This window comes from Halorubrum sp. SP3 (genome assembly GCF_005435195.1).
Lineage (GTDB): Archaea > Halobacteriota > Halobacteria > Halobacteriales > Haloferacaceae > Halorubrum > Halorubrum sodomense.
This window is the reverse complement of record NZ_SGTU01000014.1, coordinates 62,078-82,494: the sequence shown is the minus strand read 5'-3', so window position 1 is coordinate 82,494 and position 20,417 is coordinate 62,078. Positions and strand designations below refer to the sequence as shown.

Below are 20,417 nucleotides of genomic sequence, written 5' to 3'. Positions count from 1 at the left end.
CCTACGAGTACGAGACCTCGAGCGAGGACGCCGGTATCACCCACTACCACTGCGTACCCCACACCGCGGTCGGCATGCACGGCGGCCTCGCCGTCGGCGGCGATGTCGCCACCGTCGAGGTCGGCGGCGGCGGCAACACCGGGTGGCCGGAGAGCATCGCCTACGTCGGCGTTCCGCTTCACGCCCACTGGGTCGGCATCTCCGCGATCCTCGGTATCGGGCTGACGTTCGTGTTCACGTTCTACATGCTCAAGTACGGCGAGTCGGCCCACACCGGCCACGGAGGTGCCAGATGAGTTCCGGCGGCTCCTCGTACGGCGATATCCACCGGTACGAGCCGGCCCGCGAGAGCACCGCGGCCGCGATCGCGATCGTGTTGCTCACGGTCATCGAGGTCGTCTTCGTCGCGCTGTTCACCTACGGACTGATGTCCGCCTGGGCGTCGACGGAGGCCGGGAACATGTACGTCGGCGCGCTGCTCGCGCTCATCTTCATCGACCTCGCGTTCATCCTGCTGCTGTACCGGAAGGAGTTCCTCCCGGACGTGATGATCGTGAAGAAACGCCGCCGCAAGTGGGAGGACCTGTACGTCCGCGAGGAGGACAAAGACGGAAAGACCTTCGACACCGACGGTCTCACGGACACGCTGAAACGGGCTGTGTACCCGTACTACAAGAAGTGATTCGACAATGAGTCTGAAAAAACAAGACGACATGGACCACAACGCGTGGCTCAAGAGTCAGGACCTCACCGCTATCGAGACGGCGTTCCTGACCACGCTCATCTGGCTCGACAAGCGGCTCCGCATCGTCGACTACCTCGAACTCCTGGAGACGATGTACTACCGCGCGAACCTCCAGATGCCGAAGAGCCACACCGAGCAGTACGACCTCGACAACAAGTTCTGGTACTGGTACCCGCTGTACTCGCTCGGGTCCCTCTCTATCATCGCGTACTTACTCGCGGCGGTATCGGGGGCGTTGCTCGGGTTCTACTACGCGCCGTCGACCGCGGGCGCGGCGGCACAGGGCGACCCCACCGCGGCGTACGACTCGCTGGTGATGATCATGAAAGACGTCCAGTTCGGCTTCATGCTCCGCTCGATCCACCGCTGGGCGGCGCAGTTCATGGTCGCGGCGGTGTTCCTCCACATGCTGCGGGTCTACTTCACCGGCGCGTACAAGGAACCGCGCGAGGTCAACTGGATCCTCGGCGTCGTGCTCATCGCCCTGACGCTTCTGTTCGGCTTCTCCGGGTACGTTCTCCCGTGGAAGCAGCTGTCCTTCTGGGCGGCGCAGATCGGCGTCGAACTGGCGCTCGCGACCCCCATCGTAGGGGAGTGGGCGGCGCAGCTGCTGTTCGGCGGGTTCACCCTCGGGCAGGCGACGCTCGTGAGAATGTACATCCTGCACGTGTTCGTGTTGCCGTTCGTGGTCACCGCGCTCATCGCGATCCACGTCGGTATCGTCTGGGTGCAGGGCATCGCGGAGCCGCACTAATCCAATGACCGACGACACCACCCCCATGACCGACGGAGGCACCGACGAGGAGGCGCGTACCGACGGCGGACCGCCGGCGACGGTCCCGCCGGACGACGAAACCCCGACCTGGTCCGAGCGGAAGGAGCGCAGCCAGGGGCTCGCGCAGCTCACCTACCAGTACTTCGAGCGTTCCCGGCGCGAGGACGAGGACCTCCGCGCGGAGTCGACGTACGTCGAGCGCGACGTGCTCGGCTTCCCGACGTGGCCCCACGAGACGATCCGGAACCTCGCGATCACGTCCTTCTTCCTGGGGATCATGCTGCTCGTGGCGGCGATCTTGCCGTCCCACTTCGGGGATCCGGCCAACCCCGGTTCCACGCCGGCGATCATCCTGCCCGACTGGTACCTCTACTGGTCGTTCGGCCTGCTGAAGCTCAGCCCGATCAACCCCGGACTCGCGGTGTTGGGCGGTAACATCATCGTGTCGAACGAGCTGTACGGTCTCATCGCCCACGGAGTCATCTTCGGCGTCATCACGCTCGTGCCGTTCCTCAACAAGGGGAACGCGCGGCGTCCCGTCGAGGAGCCGGGCTGGGCGGCGCTCGGGGTGACCGGCGTCGTGCTGGCGATCACGCTGGCGGTGCTCGCCATCCAGAACTTCTTCCCGTTCCAGCTCGAGCTGCTGCTCTCGCTCACGTTCATGCTCCCGGTGGCCGCCGGCCTCATCACCTACGCGGTGTTGAAGACGATGCGAGAGGGGTACATGTACGACCTCAACCGTCGGTACTACATGCTGCGGCCGCCGAAGTAACGCCCGCCTCGCGTCCCGGACCGCGTCGCGGTCGAAATCTCTCTCCCCTTCCGACCCGCTCCGCATCACCCATGACATCCTCATCAGACGGCGATTCCACGCAGTCGTTCGACGAGACCGGCGACCCGATCGCGGGCGACGACGACGCCGACCCGCGAAGCGAGCCGACGGGTCCGCGGGCGGGCCCGGGCGGCCGCGAGGTCGTCGTCCCGTTCCGGCTGTACAAGGCGGTGACAGTTTTCTCGACGCTCGCCGCGGTGGTCACCTTCCTGATCGGGTTCACGCTCGTCGACGCCGCGACGCTTCAGATAAGCTTCGTCCGGACGATCATCGTCTACCTGCTCGACAACGCCGGTATCCTGCCGCCGGAAGACGTGCTCGTGGCGATACTGGCGATCACGGGCGTGGGGTTCATCCTCCTCGGAACCGCCGTGTACGTGCTCGGGACTCGGTTCCGCGGACAGGGGATGGGAAAGTCTCAAGACGACCCCAGCGAAACGTGAGGTAATGGCAGACGAGTTCATCAAGGGCTTCGCCCTGTTCGCGATCGGGGGCCTCGGGTGGATCACCTTCGGGGGCTGGTACCGGACGCCGTCGTACTACGACGTGGTACAGCTCGTGAACCCGGCGGAGGGCGTGAACACGGCGTACGGCGAGGTCGGCGTGTTCGCGGGCGACGTGTTCTTCTGGCTAATGGTGCTCGGCGCGCTGACGTTCTGGGTCCTCATTCCCGCCAGCCGGCAGCTCCGCGACGCCATCAACGACGACGACGACGCGGCCGCGAACTGAACGCACCCTCGCTCGTCTCGCTTTTTCCAGTCCGCTTCGACGCCGTTCGGGAGTCGCGCCCGACGCCCGCCGACGAACCGGGAGCTTTTCACCGCCGCTCGCCCCACCCTCGCGCATGAGTGAGTCGACGCGGGGTCTCGCAGTTCTCGGTGACGGCGCCCCGGCGGCGTCGATCCGGTCGGCGGCGACCGCCGCGAGCGCCCGTCTCACCGATCTCACTGAGGCCGACGCGGTCGTCGCGGTCGGCGGCGACGCGCTTCGCGACGCGATGCGCGCGGTCGCGAAGGGGGACGCGCGCCGGGTTCCGGTCCTCCCGGTCGGGACCAGCCGTCACGCGGTCGCTCCCGGCCTCGCGGCCGACCGGATCGGCGGCGTCGTCGGTGGTCTCGGCGGGGCCGAGGCGCGGTTCGACGAGTTCTCGCGGGTCGCGCATCCGGTTTTAGCGGTCGAGGGCACCGGGGACGGTCGGCGTCGGTTCGCGGCCGCGGACGTCGCGTTCGTGACGGCGGAGCCGGCTCGGATATCGGAGTACGGGATCGCCCTTTCGGACGGCGAGACGGTCTCGGTGCGCGCGGACGGCGCCGTGGTCGCGACGCCGCTCGGCAGCGACGGGTACGCCGCGGCGGCCGGCGGTCCGGTGGTGTCGCCGGGAGGCGGCCTCGCCGTCGTTCCGATCTCGCCGTTCACGACGCGGCCGGACACGTGGGTCGCGAGCGGCGGCGTCCGCGTCGCGGTCGAGCGCGAGGCGGAAGCCGTCGCGTTGGTCGTCGACGGGACCCGACGGGGAGCGGTCGAACCCCACCGTTCGGTCCGGATCGAGACCGCGACGACCGTGGACCTCCTCTCCCCGACGGTGGAGTGACGCTTCGACGGGCGCGTCGATCGGAAAGGCTCTAATACGTCCTGAACGGAAATGGTGGATATGGACCCACTGCAGTTCCTCGTTCCCCTCGGCTGGCTGTCGGTCGTCGGGCCGGTGCTGCCGTACGCGATCTTCGTGATGACCGTCGCGAACCTCGCGACGCGGCACCTCGCGCACAGGCGGCACGTCGAACAGGGGCGAGAGGCCGACAGCGTCGACGCGTACACGCCGCACGTCTTCACGAACGTCGGGCTCGTCCTGCTGAGCTTCCTGTTCATCCTCGACTCGCCGGTGAGCGGGACGATCCTGTCGGTGCTCGTGCTCACGATGTTCATTGCGGACTTCTTCGAGTTGGAGGCGCGCAACGTCGAAGCCCGCAACGACATGGATATCGAGGCGCCGAAGAGCTCGATCGCCGCGTCGCTCATCGTGTTGGTGTGGTCGTCGTACTACGCGCTGTTCTTCGTCATCGAAGGGTTCTGGAACCAGTTCGTCGTCGCCTGACGGACTCCGGACCCGACCTCTTTCGGCCCGGCGCGACACGTTACCCCCGGTTTTCTCGTCCGTCGCCCGCTTCGCTCAGTACGGCCAGTCGCCGGTGAGCTTCATCCCCGTCGCTTTCCCCTCGGCTCCGAGCGCCGCGGCGATAGCGTCGCGATCGCGGCGCGGGATCGACGCGTCCGCGTCCGCGAGGTCGACGACGAGCTCCGTCAGGAGGATCGCCTGTTCCCGGAGGTTCCGCGACTCGAGCTTGTCGAGCGTGTCGGCGTGCGTGTGTCCCCAGCCGCGGCCGCGCCCCTCGGTCTCGCCGGAGACCATGTACCCCGGAATTCCCCGCTTCACGAACGGCCAGTGGTCGCTGTGGGGGACCAGCTCTCCGCCCGTCGAAATCGGGTGGTCGAAGCGGTCGCTCACGCGCTCGGCGGCCGCCGCCAGCGCGTCGAACTCGTGGTGATCGAGCCGCAGCGTCCGACCGAACACGTTGCTGTCGACGTTGACGACGGCGCGGACCGCCTCCCGGTCGGCCGCCTCGGCGGCCACCGACGACCCGACGAGACCGACCTCCTCGGCGCCGAACGCGGCGAACCGCACCTTCACGTCGAGTTCGTCCTCGCGCGCCGCGAGCGCCCGCGCGACCTCAACGATCGTCGCGGTACCCGCCCCGTTGTCCATCGCGCCCTCCGCGAGGTCGTGGGCGTCGACGTGCGAGGAGACGATCAGGCGCTCGTCGGTGTCGGGGCCGAGCTCCGCGACGGCGTTCCCGCTCGTCGCTGTCGGCGTCTCGCAGTCGACCGCGACGGTCAGCCTGTCGCCCTCGTGCCGTCGCGCGAGCCGAGCGCCGGTCTCCTTCGAGACGCCGACCGCCGGGATGTCCCCGATGGGCGCGTCCGCGGTCCCGACGCTTCCGGTCGGCGGGAGCGTCCCCTCGACGTGGTTGGCGAAGACGAAGGCGGCGGCGCCCGCGTCGACCGCGCGGTAGTACTTCTCCCGGCGGTGGATGAACCGGTCGACCGAGTCGGGCGTGTCCGACGAGACCATCACGACCGTCCCCTCGAGGTCCGCCTCGAACTCCTCGGGGACGCCGTGCGCGAGGTCGACGAACTCGCCGGTCGCCTCGCCGCTCGGGCTCCGCGGCAGCGCGATACAGGCGTTCGGGCCGACCGCGACCGGCTCGTCGGTCGCGGCGCCCCGCACCGCGCTGTCGCCGCGCTCCCAGCCCTGGATCTCGAACGCCTCGACCGCCGCGTCGCGCGCGCCCGCGTCGGCGAACGCGTCTCGGGTCAGTTCCAGCGCCTCGCGCTCGCCCGCCGAGCCGGCCATCCGGTCGCCGACGTCGACGAGGTCGAGGAGGTGGTTCCAGCCCGCGTCGCTCGTGAACGTCTCGCCGATCCAGTCGGTCATGCGTAGGCGTGTCGCGGCCCGCGCTCAAGCGTTTCGGTGGCGGCGGTGGCGGCCGGGACCCGACGGCGGGGGCGGCCGGAAGCGAGCGGGAGGGCCCGGCTGGGGCGCTCAGACCGGCACGGCCGGCAGGAGGACCGTCGCGGCCTCGGCGGCCGCGAACGTCGAGTCGTACAGGTGGTTCAACAGGAGGTACGTCACGACGCCGAGTACGAGCGAGAGGATCCACGCGCTCGCGGCGATCCGCCCGACGCGACGGTGGGGCGTCTCGTTCCGAAGCTCACGCTCCGTGTGCGTGAGGCCGAGGACGATCGCGTAGAGGACGACGGGGACGGAGACCACGGAGAGGACGATGTGAATCGCCAGCATGATCAGGTAGGCGGGGTACACCGGGTCCCACAGCGGGACCCAGGCGTACGCCGAGTCCAACACGAACTCCTTGGTGCCGCCGCCGGCGACCTTCGGGAGGTACATCCCGAGGAACAGGAGGATGAGGCCGAACGAGGTCGTCATCGCCGCGGCGTGTTTCTTCACCTCGTCGTTGCGGATCCAGTACCACCCGAGCGAGAGGGTGATCACGGTGACCGTGTTGACGGCGGCGATGGCGTGCGCGAGGAGGTTCACGGTCTCCTGCGTGAGCGTGGGGAACAGCGCCTGGAACTCCGGCACGAGGAACACGCCGCCGACGGCGCCGTAACCCACGAGCGTGAGGAGAACGGTTATCTCTGTGGCCCGCGCTTTGGCCCGCTCGCGAACGCTGGCGGTGGACATATCGGACGGAGGGAACGGAGCGATAAGTCGGCTTCGGGTGCTCCCGTCGGGCGGGACGTTTCGCCCCCGCCCGTCCCGAAAGCGTCGTCGCGACAGCGGCGTCGCGACTACCGCTCGATGACGCCCGTCGCGGTCGCGACCTCGACCGCGGCCTCCTCGTTGATCCCGCCCTGGAGGATGGTGTAGCGGTCGCGGATCTCGTGGGCGCTCGTCAGGGCGGCGATCAGCTCCGCGTCGTCGATCCCCAGTTCGCTCGCGGTCGTCGGCGCGTCGAGTTCCGCGAGCGCGTCGCGGATGGCGTTCCAGCGCCCGTTCTCGCCGCTGTGTAGGTACTCGGTCATGATCGACGCGACGCCGACCTGGTGGCCGTGGAGCGCCTTGCCGGGGGCGATCCGGTCGAGCTGGTGGGAGATGAGGTGTTCCGCGCCGGACGCGGGCCGCGAGGAGCCGGCGATCGACATCGCGACGCCCGAGGAGACGAGCGCCTTCACGACCACCCACGACGACTCCTCCAAGCCGGGCCGGATCATGTCGGCGTTCTCGACGAGCAGCTCCGCGGTCATCTCCGAGAGCGCGCCCGCGTACTCGCTGTACTCGACGTTGCGCAGTCGGCGCGCCAGCCGCCAGTCCTTCACCGCGGTGTAGTTGGAGATGATGTCGGCACAGCCCGCGGTGGTGAGCCGCCACGGCGCCTCCGCGAGCAGCGTCGTGTCCGCGACGACGGCGAGCGGCGGGTCGGCCGCGACCGAGTGGCGCGTGTCGCCCTCTGGGATCGAGGAGCGCCCGGAGACGATGCCGTCGTGGGAGGCGACCGTCGGGGCGGAGACGAAGCCCACGTCGAGGTGGTCCGCGGCCATCTTCGCGATGTCGATGGGTTTCCCGCCGCCCAGGGCGATCAGGTAGCCGGGGTCGACCGCCTCGGCGGTCGCCTTCAGTTCCTCGACGGCGTTGAAGGAGGCCTCCTCGACGACGGCGGTCGCGGGGTCGTCGAACTGCGCCCGGACGCGGTCACCCGCGATCTCGTTGGGCGTCGGGCTCGTCACGATCAGCGGCCGCCCCGTGAGGTAGAGGTCGCCGACCGCCTCCCCGAGGTCGTCGAGGACGCCGTGTCCCACGAGCACGTTCCGCGGGAGCTTGATCCACGTCGTCTTCTCGAACATACGGGTCGGTCGCACCGACGGGTCAAAGCCGTTGTCCATGCGGATCGCGAACCGTTCGGTCGCGGAGGCGGTGGCGGGCGGGAAGTCGGTCGGTCGCGCTCGCTACGCCCCGAGCGCCGCCAGCGTCGTCGCGGCGTCGTAGAGGAAGTAGACGCCGAAGCCGGCGAGCACGGCGGCGGAGCCGACGGCGACGATCGGCGCGAACGCCTCGATCCGGCGCTCGGCGGCGACGAGCCCGGTCGGGAAGCCGACGATCCACGTCAACACGCCGAGGAAGAAGCCGCCGATGAGCGCGGGCGAGCCGGTGGCGACCACGAGGACCCCGGCGAGGTCGCTCCCGACGACGGGGAGCCGGGCGAGCACGTCGAGCTGCCCCGGCCGGAGGAGCCCGACGCCGATCGTCAGCCAGAACAGCACCTGGTAGGGGTTCGTTAAGGCGAGCACCAGCGCCTTGCGGAACCCCTTCCCCTCCGCGGCGATCGGCTCCTCGCCCGAGGTCGGCCGGAAGGACGCCCGCGCCCCCTGCGCCGCGCCGACGGCGAAGTACAGCATCAGGACGCCGCCGACCGCGACCATGACGCCCTGTAACAGCGGGAACGACTCCACGACCGCGACGACGCCGACGTACGCGAGGACGAAGAAGATCGCGTCGGCGGTCGCCGCGCCGAGCCCGGCCCGGAAGCCGGCGAAGCGACCGCGGAGGACCGACTCCTCGGCGATCACCGCGTTCATCGGGCCGGGCGGCGCCGCGAGCGCCAGGCCGAATAGGACGCCCGCACCGAGCGTAACGAGGGTGCTCACACCGTTCGACACGCCGGGTCTCGTGAAAAACCTCGCGACAGAGCGGCGGTCGGTTGCGGTCGGTTCCGGCCCGTGCGCCCGAGATCGATACACTGAGGAACAGATCCGATCACGGAGGAGCGGAACGGCGCAACGAACGAGCGGAACGGCGCGACGAGCGAGCGGAACGGCGCGACGAGCGAGCGGAACGGCGCGGCGCGCGAGCGGAACGGCGCGACGAGCGAGCGGAACGGCGCGGCGCGCGAGCGCCGATCCCGCGGCTACACGTCTTGGAGTTCGGCGTCGCGGAGCGCCTCGTTGAGGTCCTCGCGGACGCGCTCGCCGGTCTCCCGATCCATCGCCGTGGTGACGATCCGGTTCTCCTGAACGCTGGAGCCGTCGCGCAAGAGGAGTCGGACGTTGCCGTTCGTCCCCGCGCGCGTCGCCTTCGCGCGGAGCCCCGTCCGCGAGCCCGTGCCGCCGGCGTCGATTGGACCGGGGACGATCTTCTTGACGTGCGGATGCTCCGCGACTGTCTGGACGGCCTTCCGCCCCTTGCGATCGCCGATGAGCGTGGAGTGTGAGCCGCCGATCTTCTCGCGCGGCGGCGTCTCGACCACCGCCAGCGACCGATCGCCGCGTCGGCCGAGGACCCACCGGACGACCGGGCTCACGTCCTCCGGATCGTCGCCGTCGCGCGCGTCGTTCGCCGTCGCCGCGCCGTCCCGGCCGCTCTCGCTCGCGCCGCCGTCGGGGACGCGGTAGAACTCGTGGTGGAGCTGTGCGCGGGTCTCGCGGAGCGGTTCGCGCTCCCCCGCCGCGTAGACGGTCTCGGGTCGCTTCCGTCGGACCTCGTCGGCGACGCGGCCGGCGAAGTTCCGGAGTTGAACCTCGGTCAGGCGCTCGTCGTCCTCCGGACGCGTGGTGATCGTCGTCTCGCCCACGACGGCGTCCTCGTCGAGCATCGTCAGGTGCGCGCGGTCGGTCTCGAACTCCGCGACGACCGCGTCGGCGTTGGCGGTGTTACAGGTCAGACAGTAGTCCCCCGGCCTCTCGATCGGGGTGCCACACCGCCGGCAGTTCATACCGGTCGAACGGTCGTACGGGGTAAAAGGGCGTCCGTTCGGCGTGCCACCGGCTCGTCGAGCCGCGTTCCGCGGTCGCGACCCCGTCCCGTAGCAACAGGTTATAACCTTCGCCGGTCTCCGTACCGGACATGGACGGAGATCGACGGCGCGACGGCGGGGACGGCGCCGAGGGGGACTCCGGCGACTCGCGGGCGGCCGAGGCGGACGCCGGCGAGCCGGAGACCGTCGAGGACCGGCTGGAGCGGTTGGTCCGCGACGGGCGGCTCAACGCGCTCGCCGCGTGGGCGATGATCGCGGTCCTGGCGGGGGTCCTCGTCGAGAGCGCGCTCGATTACGACCTCCCGTCGGCGGCCATCGTCGTCGGACTCGGTGCGGTCGTGCTCGCGCCCACGGCCGCGGCCCGTGACTGGCGGGCGATGCTGCCGGCGGAACTGGTCGGTCTCGCGCTGCTGCCGGTCCTCGTACGCGCGGTCTTCGGCGGCGAACTCGGCACGTTCGCGACGTACGTCGCCATCGCGGCGCTGGCGCTCGTGGTCACCGTCGACCTCCACATGTTCACGTCGCTGCGGGTGACCCACTGGTTCGCGGTCGCCTTCGTCGTGATGGCGACCCTGGCGACGGCGGCGGTGTGGACGGTGTTACGCTGGAACCTCGACCAGAGCGCCGGGACCGCCTACCTGACGACGAACGACGCGCTGATGATCGAGTGGCTGTACGTGACGCTGGCGGGGCTCGCCGCCGGACTCCTCTTCGACGGCTACTTCCGGCGGCGGGGGCGGCGCCTCCGGCGCGTCATTCGGCGGGTGGTGCGCCGATGACGCTGCTCCCCCGTCCCTCGCTCGAATCGCAGCGGCGGCTCACCGGCGCGATGCAGGTCCTCCTCGTCGTCATCGTCGCGTACGGCTTCCTCGCCGGCGAACAGAAGGCGATAAGCAACGGCGTCATGGCCTTCCTCGTCACGCTGATTCCGGCGGCGCTCGAACGTCGGTACGACCTCCCGCTGGACCCGTGGCTCGCGCTGTGGATCACGATGGCGGTGTTCCTTCACACGGTCGGGTCGGCCGGGTTCTACGCCCGGGTCGAGTGGTGGGACCACATGACACACGCGCTGTCGGCCTCGCTGGTCGCCGCGGTCGGGTACACGACGCTGCGGGCGGTCGACCTCCACAGCAACGGGATCCGGATCCCGTCGCGGTTCGCGTTCGTCTTCATCGTCGTCATGGTCCTCGCGTTCGGCGTGCTCTGGGAGCTGTTCGAGTTCGGCCTCGACATCGTCGCGACCGAAACGGGGATCGACATGCCGCTGGCGCAACACGGGCTCGACGACACGATCCTGGATCTCATGTACAACACCGTCGGCGCGGTCCTGGTGGGGCTGTTCGGACAGGCGCACCTCTCGGGCGTCGCGGAGATAGTCCGGGACCGACTGCTCGGGAGCGTGCCCGAGTAGAACCGACGGCGCGGCCGCGGCTCGAAGCTCAGTTCAGGCAGGCAGCGACGACCCGCAGCGCGGCCTCGCCCCGCACCTCGTTCGCGAGCAGCGGCACGCGCTTCACCTCGCGGGCGCGGAACAGGTCCGTCGCCTCGCGGAGCGCGTTCTGTTGGACCTCCCAGCGGCGCGCGCAGAACTCGCAGGTGTCGGGGTTCGGCTCCACGACCCAGTCGGGGTCGATCCCGTTCGCGCCCCCGCCGGTCACGTCGTCGACGCCCTCCATCACCCGATTGACGACGAGCGTGTTCACCGGAATACCGAACTCGTCGAGTCGGGCGACGAGCCGCTCGGACTCGACGACGCTCATTTCCTCGGGGATCATCACGACGCGGAAGTCGGTCTTCGCGGGGTCGCGGAGGACGGCCCGCAGGCGCTCGATGCGCTCGCGGAGCTCCTCGAGGTCGGCGGAGGGGTCGGGCTCGTCGTCGCCCCCGCCGAACATCCCCTTGATCCCGTCCATCATCCCCGAGAAGCGCTGGCGGAGCTTCATCACGCGGCCGAGCATCGAGTCCATTATCTCGGGCAGCTGGAGCAGCCGGAGGGTGTGGCCGGTCGGCGCGGTGTCGACGACGACGCGGTCGAACCGCGGGTCGTCGAGGTACTCCAGCAGCTGGCGCATCGCCGCCGCCTCGTCGGCGCCGGGCATCGTCCCGCCGAGGAGGCCGCCGAGCCCCTCTCCGTCCTCGCCCGCCGCCCCGGCGTCGGCGCCGCCCATCGGCCCGTCGCCGCCCATCCCGCCCATCGCGTCGCCCATCTCCCCGAGTCCCCCGAGCGGGTCGGCGTCGGCGCCGAACATCCCCTCCTCCATCGCGGCGTCGGGGTCGATCTCGGCGGCGTAGAGGGGAAGGTCCTCGCGGACGCGCGCCGGCTCCGCGGGGATCTCCGTCTCGTAGGTGTCGGACAGCGAGTGCGCGGGGTCGGTGGAGACGACGAGCGTCCGGACGCCGCCCGCGGCCGAGGCGAGCCCCGTCGCGGCCGCCATCGTCGTCTTTCCCACGCCCCCCTTCCCGCCGTACAGCACGTAGTCGGGCGCGTCGACGCCCGCCGGGAGGTCGGCGAGGTCGTCGTCGACGGTCAGCGCCTCGTCCGTCTCCGCGGGCTCGACGGCGGTGTCGGCCTCGTCGGCCCCCTCGTCTTCGGGCTCGTCGACCCGGTCGACCGGCTCGACGTCGATGTCGTCCATACCAGCGTGTCGTTCCGGCGGACACCTGTACCCGTCGGTCCCGATAAGATAGCGTTGCGATCCGTTTCGAAAGACGGGCGATCAGTAAGGTCGCTGACTCGACGACGAGCACTCACGAAGCCCCAGCCGCTCGGTAATACGCGACCGACGAGAGGCCGGCGGTGAACACCGCCAAAGCCCCAGCCGCGAGGCCGCCGTACGCTCGTTGCGCTCCTCGGTCGCTCACTTCGTTCGCTCCCTGCGGTGCTTACGTCGCCTACGGCGGCCTCGCGGCTGCCCCTTTGAATCCCACCCGACCGCGACCGCACCACCGGAAGACGGTCCTGCTCGCTCCCTTCGGTCGCTGCGCAGGCTGCGACTTCCTTACTCCCGCTCGCTCCCTCTGGTCGCTCGCGGGACCGCGCCTCACGCCTCCCCAGCCTCGTCGCTCACGCCCTGCGGGCGCTCGCGACTCCCTCGCACGCGCTCCTCGCGGCCACCACGGGCGGCCCCTCGGAGGCGCGCGCCACCGCACCGCCGTTCGTTTGTGAATGAACTATTCGATCACGCCCTCGCGCTCGACGTCCATCCCGAGGTCGGCCATCGCGTCGAAGAAGCCCGGGAAGGAGACGTCGACGTGCTCGGCGCCCCGGATCGTCGTCGTTCCCTCGGCCGCCAGCGCAGCGACCGCGAGCGCCATCACGATCCGGTGGTCGCCTCGGCCGTCGACGGTCGCGCCCGCGAGGTCGCTCTCGGAGCCGTGGACCGTGAGCACGTCTGATTCCTCCGTGGTCTCCGCGCCGAGCGTCCCGAGCTCCTCGGCCATCGCGGAGACGCGGTCGGTCTCCTTGTACCGGACGTGCTCGCAGTTCTCGATCCGGGTGTCGCCGTCCGCCACGGCGCCCAGCGCGGCGATCGTCGGAAGCAGGTCCGGCGTGTCACCCACGTCGACGGTCACGCCGGAGAGATCGGCGCGCTCGACCGCTATCTCGCCGGCCTCGCGGTCCCAGTCGACGGGCGCGCCCATCTCCTCGACGACCTCGACGATGGCGGCGTCGCCCTGCGCGCTCGGCCGCGCGCCCTCGATTCGGACCGTCTCGCCGGGTTCGGCCGCGACCGCGCCCGCGCCGAGCAGGTACGAGATGGACGAGAAGTCGCCGGGGACCGCGTACGTCCCGCCGCTCGGCGCGTAGGTCTGGCCGCCCGGGACGGAGAAGCCGGCGGCGCCGGCGGCGCCGTCGAGCGGGTCGCCGGCCGCGTCGACCGGGGTCGCCTCGACGCCGAAGTCGGCGAGGAGTTCGAGCGTGATGTCGACGTACGGCGCGGATTTGAGGTCGGTCGTGAGCTCGACCTCGACTCCCTCGTCGATGACCGCGCCCGCCATCAGCAGCGCGGTGACGTACTGCGAGGAGACGTCGCCCGGGATCGCGACCTCGCCGCCGGAAAGTGGGCCCGAGACGACGAGCGGCGCCTGCCCGTTGCCGCGGGTCGACTCCGCGCGGACGCCGAGCTCGCCGAGCGCGTCGAGGAGCGGGCCTTGCGGCCGCGAGCGCAGCGACCCGTCGCCGGTGAGCACGCTGGTGCCGTCAGCGAGCGCGGCCGCGGCGGTGACGAGCCGCATCGTCGTCCCGGAGTTCGCGCAGTCGATCACGTCGTCGGGGACTCCGGGGCGCCCGCCGAACCCCTCGACCGCGAGCGCATCGGCGTCGTCCGGGATCTCGGCGGGTCGGTCGCCGCCGCGCTCGCTCCCGGCAGGCGCGGCCGACCCGCCGAACGCGGCCACGGCGCGAGCGGTCGCCCGCGTGTCGGCGGAGACGAGCGGCGACTCGACGGTCGCGCCGCCGCTGTAGCCGGCCGCGAGCAGCGCGCGGTGCGTGTAGCTCTTCGACGGCGGCGCGCGGGCGGTCCCCCGGAGGTGTGAGCGCGTGACGTGGACGTCCATACCCACTCTGCCGGCCGCGGCGACAAGTGGGTACCGGCCGCGGCACGATTGCGCTCGGTGCGGCACCGAACTCCGAGCGCGGTCGACGCGACGGCCGAACGGAACCGGGTCCCCGCGGCGCCGCGGCACACCCTTTATATCACCGGGAGCGTTAGCGACGCGTATGCCCCAGTGTGAGATGTGCGGCGCCGACGAGGCCTCGTTGACGACGACGAAGGTCGAAGGCGCCGAACTGGAGCTCTGTAGCTCGTGTACGGACTTCGGCACCGAGGTCCGCGACGAGTCGACGGGCTCCGGCGGCGGCAAGTACTCCACTAGCTCCAGCACCGGGACGTCGTCCTCGTCGTCCGGCTCGTCCGGCTCGTCGAGCAGTTCCGGAAGCTCCGGCGGCTCGACCCGTCCCCGCGACATGTTCGACGACATGGACGAGATCGCCACCGACTACGACGAGCGGATCCGGGAGGCGCGCGAGTCGCGCGGGCTGAGCCAGGAGGAGCTGGCCGACCAGCTCAACGAGAAGGCGAGCCTCATCCGCAAGCTCGAACGCGGTGACACGCTCCCGACCGACGAGGTCCAGCGCAAGCTCGAACGCGCGCTCGACATCTCCCTGGTCGAGGGGCAGTCGGCCGACGACGCCGACTGGGAGACCGACGACGCCGGCACGATGACGCTCGGCGACGTGGTCAAGCGGAAGGACTGACGCGCGGACCGACCGGCCCGGTCACCGCCGGGCCGCGCTACTCGCTCTCCTCGCCGCCCGCGTCGCCCCTCGTCGCGCCCTCTCCCGGAACTCCGGTCCCGTCAGCGTCCTCGGCGGCCCGAACCCCGTACCGCTCCGTGAGGTAGTCGATGATGTAGTCGACGGTCTCCGGGTCGTAGCTCCAGAAGCCGTAGAACTCGCCCGGCGCCCGCTCCTCGGCGAGCAGCGCGCACTTCGCCTCGTCGTAACCGCCCCCGTCGTAGGCGACGAACCAGGTCTCGCGCAGCTCGGCGGTCCGACCCGTGTGAACGGTGTAGTGGTCCGTCTCGGGCGCCTCGCCCTCGGCGGCCGCGTACGCGTGTACGTCCAAGTCCGCCTTCTCGCCCAGCAGGTCGTACGTCTCCGACTCGCCGCTGAGCACGTCGAGCGTCTGGAACCCCGCGTGGAGCTCCCCGTTCCCGACCCGCCACGCGCGGTCCTCTATCTCCCGGGACGCGGCGACCATGTCCTCCCGGGAGTAGGAGGTGAACATCGTCTCGTCGAGGTGGTCCAACACCGGCCGTCCGACGCGGTCGCCGGCGCCGCCCCGCGCTCGGGGCTCGCCGTCTCCGGCGCTGGAACCCTCCGTCTCGTCCCCGCTCGGCCGCGACAGGAGGTCGTCGACGGTCGCGGCCGTGACGAACTCCCCGTCCCGCGCCAGCACGGCGAACTCCTCCGGCCCCGACGCGGTCTGGTCGGCGACGATCCGGACGTTCCGGTCGGCGAAGTGCCGTCGGAGCTCGTCCGTCACCGCCGGGTCGGCGTTGAACACGGTCAGCGTGGCCTCGTGAGCTTCCACGCCCGCGATGAGCTCGATGAGGGACATCTCTTGTCGGACCCACAGCGTCGGGGTATAAGGTCGTTTCTGCTCCGGAGGCCGGGAGCGCTCCTCGGAACCGAGGCTCGCGGGTGGGTCGTTGGGACGACGACTCGCCCGGGAGCGCCGCGAACCACGAAGCTATTTGCGCCGCGCCGCCCGAATGCGCGTATGTTCATCCTGGTGAACCTCAAGGCGTACCCGTGCGATCCGATCGACGTCGCGACCGCCGCCCGCGACGTGGCCGAGGCGTCCGGCGCGCGGATCGCGGTCTCGCCGCAGGCCGCCGACCTCGCCCGCGTCGCGGACACCGGCGTCGAGACGTGGGCGCAGCACGTCTCGCCGAACGCCCACGGCTCGCACACGGGGTCGACCCTCGCCGAGGCCGCCGCCGATAACGGCGCCGAGGGGACGCTGATCAACCACTCCGAGAAACGGCTGAAGCTCGCGGACATCGACGGCTCGGTCGGGGCCGCCGAGCGAGCCGACCTCGAGACGATCGTCTGCGCGAACAACCCGGCTCAGGTCGGGGCCGCCGCCGCGCTCGGTCCCGACGCGGTCGCCGTCGAGCCCCCGGAACTCATCGGCGGCGACGTCTCCGTCGCCACCGCCGACCCCGGGATCGTCGAGGACGCCGTCGCGGCCGCCGAGGCCGTCGACCCCGCGGTCGACGTGTTCTGCGGCGCCGGCGTCTCGACCGGCGAGGACGTCGCGACCGCCGGCGACCTCGGCGCCGCCGGCGTGCTGCTGGCCTCCGGCGTCGCGAAGGCCGACGATCCCGAGGCCGTGCTCGAGGACCTCGTTAGCGGGATCTGAGTCGCCGGCACGGATCGGTCCGGCGACCGCTTGCGTCTCGACCGGCCGCGAAACGCCGCTGCGTTTGCGGATCTGTATAAAGACACCGATGTGAGCGACTCACACGATCGAGAAACCGCACGACGGCAGCGACTTTTATCTCCCGGTGGGATCGCGCCGTCTAGTAACCTTTAACCGAAACAAGCCGCTACCTATGAGCAAGATGGCGAGCAACAAAATTCTCGGTATCGACCTCGGTACCACCAACTCCGCGTTCGCGGTGATGGAGGGCGACGAGCCCGAGATCATCGCCAACGCCGAGGGCGACCGGACGACGCCCTCGGTCGTCGCGTTCGCCGACGACGACGAGCGCCTCGTCGGCAAGCCGGCGAAGAACCAGGCCGTCCAGAACCCCGACCGCACGATCCAGTCGATCAAGCGGCACATGGGCGAGGACGGCTACTCCGTCGAGATCGGCGACGAGGAGTACACGCCCGAGCAGGTCTCGGCGATGATCCTCCAGAAGATCAAACGCGACGCCGAGGAGTACCTCGGCGACGACGTCGAGAAGGCGGTCATCACCGTTCCCGCCTACTTCAACGACAAGCAGCGGCAGGCGACGAAGGACGCCGGCGAGATCGCCGGCTTCGACGTCGAGCGCATCGTCAACGAGCCGACCGCCGCCTCCATGGCGTACGGCCTCGACGACGAGTCCGACCAGACCGTCCTCGTCTACGACCTCGGGGGCGGTACGTTCGACGTGTCTGTCCTCGATCTCGGCGGCGGCGTCTACGAGGTCGTCGCCACGAACGGGGACAACGACCTCGGCGGCGACGACTGGGACGAGGCGCTCATCGACCACCTCGCCGACGAGTTCGAAAACGACCACGGGATCGACCTCCGCGACGACCGGCAGGCGCTCCAGCGGCTGAAGGACGCCGCCGAGGAGGCGAAGATCGAGCTGTCGAACAAGAAGGAGACCACGGTCAACCTCCCGTTCATCACCGCGACCGACAGCGGTCCGGTCCACCTCGAACAGTCCGTCACCCGCGCGACGTTCGAGAACCTCACCTCGGACCTCATCGAGCGTACCGTCGAGCCGACCGAGCAGGCGCTCGAAGACGCCGGCTACTCGAAGTCGGACATCGACGAGGTCATCCTCGTCGGCGGCTCCACCCGGATGCCGCAGGTCCAGGAGCAGGTCGAGGAGCTCGTCGGCCAGGAGCCGAAGAAGAACGTCAACCCCGACGAGGCGGTCGCGCTCGGCGCGGCGGTTCAGGGCGGCGTGCTCTCCGGCGACGTCGACGACATCGTTCTGCTGGACGTGACCCCGCTCTCGCTCGGTATCGAGGTGAAGGGCGGCCTCTTCGAGCGGCTCATCGAGAAGAACACCACCATTCCGACCGAGGAGTCGAAGGTGTTCACCACGGCCGCGGACAACCAGACCTCCGTCAACGTCCGCGTCTTCCAGGGGGAACGCGAGATCGCCGACGAGAACGAGCTGCTCGGCGCGTTCCAGCTCTCCGGCATCCCGCCGGCGCCGGCCGGAACCCCGCAGATCGAGGTCTCGTTCAACATCGACGAGAACGGTATCGTCAACGTCGAGGCCGAAGACCAGGGCTCGGGCAACGCCGAGTCGATCACCATCGAGGGCGGCGTCGGCCTCTCCGACGAGGAGATCGAGGAGATGCAAGAGGAGGCCGAGAAGCACGCCGAGGAGGACGAGGCCCGTCGCGAGCGGATCGAGGCCCGAAACGAGGCCGAGACGACGATCCAGCGCGCCGAGACCCTCTTAGAGGAGAACGAGGAGGAGCTCGACGACGACGAGCTCGTCGCCGACATCGAGGCGGCCATCGAGGAGGTCGAGGACGTGCTCGAAGACGAGGACGCCGACACCGACGAGATCGAGTCCGCCACCGAGGCGCTCACCGAGGAACTCCAGGAGATCGGCAAGCAGATGTACGAGGGGCAGGCCGCACAGGCCGGTCCCGGTGGTGCCGGCGGCGCCGGTCCCGGCGGTATGGGCGGTATGGGCGGCGCCGGTCCCGGCGGTGCGGCGGGCCCCGGCGGTGCCGACGACGACGAGGAGTACGTCGACGCCGACTTCGAAGACGTGGACGACGACGAGGAGTAACCCTCTCAGACCCGGTTCTCGACGTTTCGACCCCGTCGCTTAAACCGACCGACCGATCAACACCATTCAACGAACGCAACGCATGAGCGAAGATTTCTACGACGTCCTCGGCGTGTCACGGGACGCCAGCGAGGAGGAAATAAAGAAGGCGTACCGCAAGCAGGCCGCCGAACACCACCCGGACGTCAGCGACGACGAGAACGCCGAGGAGCGGTTCAAGAAGATCCAGAAGGCCAAGGAGGTGCTCACCGACGAGCAGAAGCGGAAGCAGTACGACCAGATGGGCCACGATCGGTTCACCGAGGCCGACAAGCGCGGCGCGACGGGCGGGGGCGGCGGTCCGGGCGGCGCCGGCGGTCCCTTCGGCGGCGCGGGTGGCGCCGGGGGCGCCGGCGGGTTCGAGGACATCTTCAACCAGTTCTTCGGCGGGGGCGGCGGTCGCGGCCGCGGCGGCGGTGGCGGCGGCAACCGCCCGCGACAGGGGCGCGACCTCAAGACGGGGCTGACCATCGACCTCGAGGAGGCGTTCGCGGGCGCGACCAAGGAAGTCACGCTCACGCGACCGACGACCTGTGCCACCTGCGACGGCGCCGGTCATCCCCCCGACGCCGACGTGGAGACCTGTTCGCAGTGTAACGGCCGCGGACAGGTCCAGCAGGTTCAACAGACGCCGCTCGGGCGCGTTCAGCAGACGTCGACGTGTCCCCGCTGCGGAGGCGAGGGCGAACTGTACAGCGAGGACTGCCCCGACTGCGGCGGGGACGGTGTCGTCCGCGAGGAGGCGACGCTCTCGGTCGACATCCCGGCCGGTATCCGCTCCGGACAGAGCCTCCGGATGGAGCGCGAGGGCGCTCCCGGCGAGAACGGCGGTCCGAAGGGCGACCTGCTCATCGAGGTCGACGTCGACGTCGGCGACCGGTTCGAGCGCGACGGCGACGACCTCCGCGTCAACGAGGCGATCTCCTTCCCGCAGGCCGTCTTCGGTGACACCGTCGAGGTGGAGACGGTCGACGGCAGCGTCGAGATGGACGTGCCGGCGGGCACGCAGAGCGGCGAAACGTTCCGGCTACAGGGGAAGGGAATGCCACGACTCCGTCGACGCGGGCGCGGCGACCTCTACGTTCAGGTCGGCGTGGTCGTCCCCGAGTCGCTCAACGAGGAGCAGCGCGAGGCGCTGGAGGCGTTCGCAGAGGCCGGCGGCGAGGACATCGATGTCGGCGGCGGCTTCTTCGAGAAGCTGAAGAGCTCTTTCTGAGCGGCCTCGACCGATCTCGGTCTCCGTCTCGCCTCGCCTTCCGCGGCCCGTAGCTTTTCCGTCTCTCGGCCCGTCCGCTAGACCATGGGCTACGACACGACGGCCTACGACGACGTCGAACCGCGCGCGCCCGGCATGTACTTCCTCCGTGACGCGCTCGACTGCGAGCGCCTCGGCGTGACCGTCGTCGAGGCCGACGACGGGTGGGAGGGAATGGAACACGACCACGCCGACGCCGACCATGAGGAGGTGTACGTGCTGCTCCACGGCGAGGCGACGCTCACCGTCGACGGCGACGCCGTCGAGCTCGCTCCCGGTGACGCGGTCCGCGTCGACCCCGGATCCGCGCGCGACCTCGTCTTCTCGGCCGACGGTTCGAAGATGATCATCGCCGGCGCACCCTGACGCCGGCTCGATGATCGTCATCGCCGGCGCACCCT

The 20,417-nt window shown here is 70.2% G+C and carries 22 protein-coding genes and 1 pseudogene; 15 read left to right on the top strand and 8 right to left on the bottom strand.

Translation table 11 applies throughout. The annotated features are described in order from the left end of the window. The 8 genes and pseudogenes from EXE42_RS11660 to EXE42_RS11625 all read left to right on the top strand — a co-directional run. Positions 1 to 296 (top strand): annotated as a pseudogene (locus EXE42_RS11660) (halocyanin); the annotation flags it as partial. Beyond that, positions 293 to 682 carry a hypothetical protein gene (locus tag EXE42_RS11655; RefSeq protein ID WP_092921112.1) on the top strand — a complete coding sequence of 130 codons (390 nt, stop codon included), beginning with the start codon at positions 293 to 295 and terminating at the stop codon, positions 680 to 682. The pseudogene EXE42_RS11660 and the gene EXE42_RS11655, both read left to right, overlap by 4 nt. 7 nt (positions 683 to 689) lie before the next feature. Next, positions 690 to 1,499, top strand: a complete 810-nt coding sequence (locus EXE42_RS11650; protein ID WP_092921113.1) for a cytochrome bc complex cytochrome b subunit — start codon at positions 690 to 692, stop codon at positions 1,497 to 1,499. A gap of 4 nt (positions 1,500 to 1,503) precedes the next feature. Beyond that, positions 1,504 to 2,292, top strand: a complete 789-nt coding sequence (locus tag EXE42_RS11645) for a cytochrome B (RefSeq protein WP_092921114.1) — start codon at positions 1,504 to 1,506, stop codon at positions 2,290 to 2,292. Positions 2,293 to 2,363: 71 nt separating this feature from the next. After that, positions 2,364 to 2,795, top strand: coding sequence for a hypothetical protein (locus tag EXE42_RS11640; protein ID WP_092921115.1), 432 nt, complete (start codon positions 2,364 to 2,366; stop codon positions 2,793 to 2,795). Positions 2,796 to 2,799: 4 nt separating this feature from the next. Continuing rightward, positions 2,800 to 3,081: a hypothetical protein gene (locus EXE42_RS11635; protein WP_092921116.1), complete on the top strand. Its 282-nt coding sequence runs from the start codon at positions 2,800 to 2,802 to the stop codon at positions 3,079 to 3,081. A 115-nt stretch (positions 3,082 to 3,196) separates the two neighbouring features. Beyond that, positions 3,197 to 3,943 (top strand): NAD(+)/NADH kinase, encoded by a 747-nt coding sequence (locus EXE42_RS11630; RefSeq protein WP_137706565.1) that lies wholly within the window; start codon positions 3,197 to 3,199, stop codon positions 3,941 to 3,943. A gap of 60 nt (positions 3,944 to 4,003) precedes the next feature. Continuing rightward, positions 4,004 to 4,447, top strand: a complete 444-nt coding sequence (locus EXE42_RS11625; RefSeq protein WP_092921118.1) for a hypothetical protein — start codon at positions 4,004 to 4,006, stop codon at positions 4,445 to 4,447. A 75-nt stretch (positions 4,448 to 4,522) separates the two neighbouring features. On the opposite strand, the gene EXE42_RS11620 is transcribed toward EXE42_RS11625, so the two are convergent. The 5 genes from EXE42_RS11620 to EXE42_RS11595 form a co-directional block, all read right to left on the bottom strand. After that, entirely contained in the window at positions 4,523 to 5,845 is a 1,323-nt protein-coding gene (locus EXE42_RS11620) for a M28 family peptidase (protein ID WP_137706564.1), read from the bottom strand. A gap of 108 nt (positions 5,846 to 5,953) precedes the next feature. Then, positions 5,954 to 6,613: a DUF420 domain-containing protein gene (locus tag EXE42_RS11615; protein WP_137706563.1), complete on the bottom strand. Its 660-nt coding sequence runs from the start codon at positions 6,611 to 6,613 to the stop codon at positions 5,954 to 5,956. A 107-nt stretch (positions 6,614 to 6,720) separates the two neighbouring features. Continuing rightward, positions 6,721 to 7,773 (bottom strand): NAD(P)-dependent glycerol-1-phosphate dehydrogenase, encoded by a 1,053-nt coding sequence (locus EXE42_RS11610; protein ID WP_137694055.1) that lies wholly within the window; start codon positions 7,771 to 7,773, stop codon positions 6,721 to 6,723. A 102-nt stretch (positions 7,774 to 7,875) separates the two neighbouring features. Further along, a complete protein-coding gene (locus EXE42_RS11605) occupies positions 7,876 to 8,574 on the bottom strand; it encodes a LysE family translocator (RefSeq protein WP_092921122.1) in 699 nt (232 codons plus the stop codon). Positions 8,575 to 8,834: 260 nt separating this feature from the next. Further along, the gene (locus EXE42_RS11595) at positions 8,835 to 9,638 is read right to left on the bottom strand and encodes a DUF2103 domain-containing protein (protein WP_092921123.1); all 804 of its coding nucleotides are present in this window, start codon (positions 9,636 to 9,638) and stop codon (positions 8,835 to 8,837) included. 131 nt (positions 9,639 to 9,769) lie between these two features. On the opposite strand from EXE42_RS11595, the gene EXE42_RS11590 reads away from it, so the two are divergent. Together EXE42_RS11590 and EXE42_RS11585 are read left to right on the top strand one after the other, a co-directional pair. Beyond that, the gene (locus EXE42_RS11590; protein ID WP_092921124.1) at positions 9,770 to 10,459 is read left to right on the top strand and encodes a hypothetical protein; all 690 of its coding nucleotides are present in this window, start codon (positions 9,770 to 9,772) and stop codon (positions 10,457 to 10,459) included. Then, positions 10,456 to 11,091 carry a hypothetical protein gene (locus tag EXE42_RS11585; RefSeq protein ID WP_137706561.1) on the top strand — a complete coding sequence of 212 codons (636 nt, stop codon included), beginning with the start codon at positions 10,456 to 10,458 and terminating at the stop codon, positions 11,089 to 11,091. The genes EXE42_RS11590 and EXE42_RS11585 overlap by 4 nt, the downstream gene beginning before the upstream one ends. Positions 11,092 to 11,119: 28 nt before the next feature. Here the strand turns inward: EXE42_RS11585 and EXE42_RS11580 are convergent, their stop codons facing one another. Continuing rightward, on the bottom strand, positions 11,120 to 12,316 hold the full coding sequence (locus EXE42_RS11580; RefSeq protein ID WP_092921126.1) for a TRC40/GET3/ArsA family transport-energizing ATPase: 1,197 nt from the start codon (positions 12,314 to 12,316) through the stop codon (positions 11,120 to 11,122). 535 nt (positions 12,317 to 12,851) lie between these two features. After that, positions 12,852 to 14,237 carry a 3-phosphoshikimate 1-carboxyvinyltransferase gene (gene aroA, locus EXE42_RS11575; protein WP_092921127.1) on the bottom strand — a complete coding sequence of 462 codons (1,386 nt, stop codon included), beginning with the start codon at positions 14,235 to 14,237 and terminating at the stop codon, positions 12,852 to 12,854. Positions 14,238 to 14,400: 163 nt separating this feature from the next. Here aroA and EXE42_RS11570 point away from each other — a divergent pair, with 163 nt between their 5' ends. Continuing rightward, positions 14,401 to 14,937 carry a multiprotein bridging factor aMBF1 gene (locus tag EXE42_RS11570; protein ID WP_092921128.1) on the top strand — a complete coding sequence of 179 codons (537 nt, stop codon included), beginning with the start codon at positions 14,401 to 14,403 and terminating at the stop codon, positions 14,935 to 14,937. A gap of 37 nt (positions 14,938 to 14,974) precedes the next feature. On the opposite strand, the gene EXE42_RS11565 is transcribed toward EXE42_RS11570, so the two are convergent. Then, positions 14,975 to 15,802, bottom strand: coding sequence for a DICT sensory domain-containing protein (locus EXE42_RS11565; RefSeq protein ID WP_092921129.1), 828 nt, complete (start codon positions 15,800 to 15,802; stop codon positions 14,975 to 14,977). Between the two features lie 162 nt (positions 15,803 to 15,964). Here EXE42_RS11565 and tpiA point away from each other — a divergent pair, with 162 nt between their 5' ends. From tpiA to EXE42_RS11545, 4 genes are all read left to right on the top strand, one after another. Beyond that, positions 15,965 to 16,609, top strand: coding sequence for a triose-phosphate isomerase (tpiA, locus tag EXE42_RS11560; protein WP_092921130.1), 645 nt, complete (start codon positions 15,965 to 15,967; stop codon positions 16,607 to 16,609). A 193-nt stretch (positions 16,610 to 16,802) separates the two neighbouring features. Then, positions 16,803 to 18,722, top strand: a complete 1,920-nt coding sequence (gene dnaK / locus EXE42_RS11555; protein WP_137694051.1) for a molecular chaperone DnaK — start codon at positions 16,803 to 16,805, stop codon at positions 18,720 to 18,722. 82 nt (positions 18,723 to 18,804) lie between these two features. Beyond that, entirely contained in the window at positions 18,805 to 19,977 is a 1,173-nt protein-coding gene (gene dnaJ, locus EXE42_RS11550; protein ID WP_092921132.1) for a molecular chaperone DnaJ, read from the top strand. A gap of 84 nt (positions 19,978 to 20,061) precedes the next feature. Beyond that, a complete protein-coding gene (locus EXE42_RS11545) occupies positions 20,062 to 20,382 on the top strand; it encodes a cupin domain-containing protein (protein WP_137706560.1) in 321 nt (106 codons plus the stop codon). Positions 20,383 to 20,417 lie beyond the last annotated feature (35 nt).

Bases quoted from the DNA above. Each gene is read 5' to 3' on its own strand.
- dnaK (WP_137694051.1), top strand. From the start codon at position 16,803: ATGAGCAAGATGGCGAGCAACAAAATTCTCGGTATCGACCTCGGTACC.
- aroA (WP_092921127.1), bottom strand. From the start codon at position 14,237: ATGGACGTCCACGTCACGCGCTCACACCTCCGGGGGACCGCCCGCGCG.
- EXE42_RS11545 (WP_137706560.1), top strand. From the start codon at position 20,062: ATGGGCTACGACACGACGGCCTACGACGACGTCGAACCGCGCGCGCCC.
- tpiA (WP_092921130.1), top strand. From the start codon at position 15,965: ATGTTCATCCTGGTGAACCTCAAGGCGTACCCGTGCGATCCGATCGAC.
- EXE42_RS11625 (WP_092921118.1), top strand. From the start codon at position 4,004: ATGGACCCACTGCAGTTCCTCGTTCCCCTCGGCTGGCTGTCGGTCGTC.
- EXE42_RS11630 (WP_137706565.1), top strand. From the start codon at position 3,197: ATGAGTGAGTCGACGCGGGGTCTCGCAGTTCTCGGTGACGGCGCCCCG.
- EXE42_RS11650 (WP_092921113.1), top strand. From the start codon at position 690: ATGAGTCTGAAAAAACAAGACGACATGGACCACAACGCGTGGCTCAAG.
- EXE42_RS11615 (WP_137706563.1), bottom strand. From the start codon at position 6,613: ATGTCCACCGCCAGCGTTCGCGAGCGGGCCAAAGCGCGGGCCACAGAG.
- EXE42_RS11585 (WP_137706561.1), top strand. From the start codon at position 10,456: ATGACGCTGCTCCCCCGTCCCTCGCTCGAATCGCAGCGGCGGCTCACC.
- EXE42_RS11570 (WP_092921128.1), top strand. From the start codon at position 14,401: ATGCCCCAGTGTGAGATGTGCGGCGCCGACGAGGCCTCGTTGACGACG.
- EXE42_RS11595 (WP_092921123.1), bottom strand. From the start codon at position 9,638: ATGAACTGCCGGCGGTGTGGCACCCCGATCGAGAGGCCGGGGGACTAC.
- EXE42_RS11590 (WP_092921124.1), top strand. From the start codon at position 9,770: ATGGACGGAGATCGACGGCGCGACGGCGGGGACGGCGCCGAGGGGGAC.
- EXE42_RS11655 (WP_092921112.1), top strand. From the start codon at position 293: ATGAGTTCCGGCGGCTCCTCGTACGGCGATATCCACCGGTACGAGCCG.
- EXE42_RS11620 (WP_137706564.1), bottom strand. From the start codon at position 5,845: ATGACCGACTGGATCGGCGAGACGTTCACGAGCGACGCGGGCTGGAAC.
- EXE42_RS11610 (WP_137694055.1), bottom strand. From the start codon at position 7,773: ATGTTCGAGAAGACGACGTGGATCAAGCTCCCGCGGAACGTGCTCGTG.
- EXE42_RS11635 (WP_092921116.1), top strand. From the start codon at position 2,800: ATGGCAGACGAGTTCATCAAGGGCTTCGCCCTGTTCGCGATCGGGGGC.
- EXE42_RS11640 (WP_092921115.1), top strand. From the start codon at position 2,364: ATGACATCCTCATCAGACGGCGATTCCACGCAGTCGTTCGACGAGACC.
- EXE42_RS11645 (WP_092921114.1), top strand. From the start codon at position 1,504: ATGACCGACGACACCACCCCCATGACCGACGGAGGCACCGACGAGGAG.
- EXE42_RS11565 (WP_092921129.1), bottom strand. From the start codon at position 15,802: ATGTCCCTCATCGAGCTCATCGCGGGCGTGGAAGCTCACGAGGCCACG.
- dnaJ (WP_092921132.1), top strand. From the start codon at position 18,805: ATGAGCGAAGATTTCTACGACGTCCTCGGCGTGTCACGGGACGCCAGC.
- EXE42_RS11580 (WP_092921126.1), bottom strand. From the start codon at position 12,316: ATGGACGACATCGACGTCGAGCCGGTCGACCGGGTCGACGAGCCCGAA.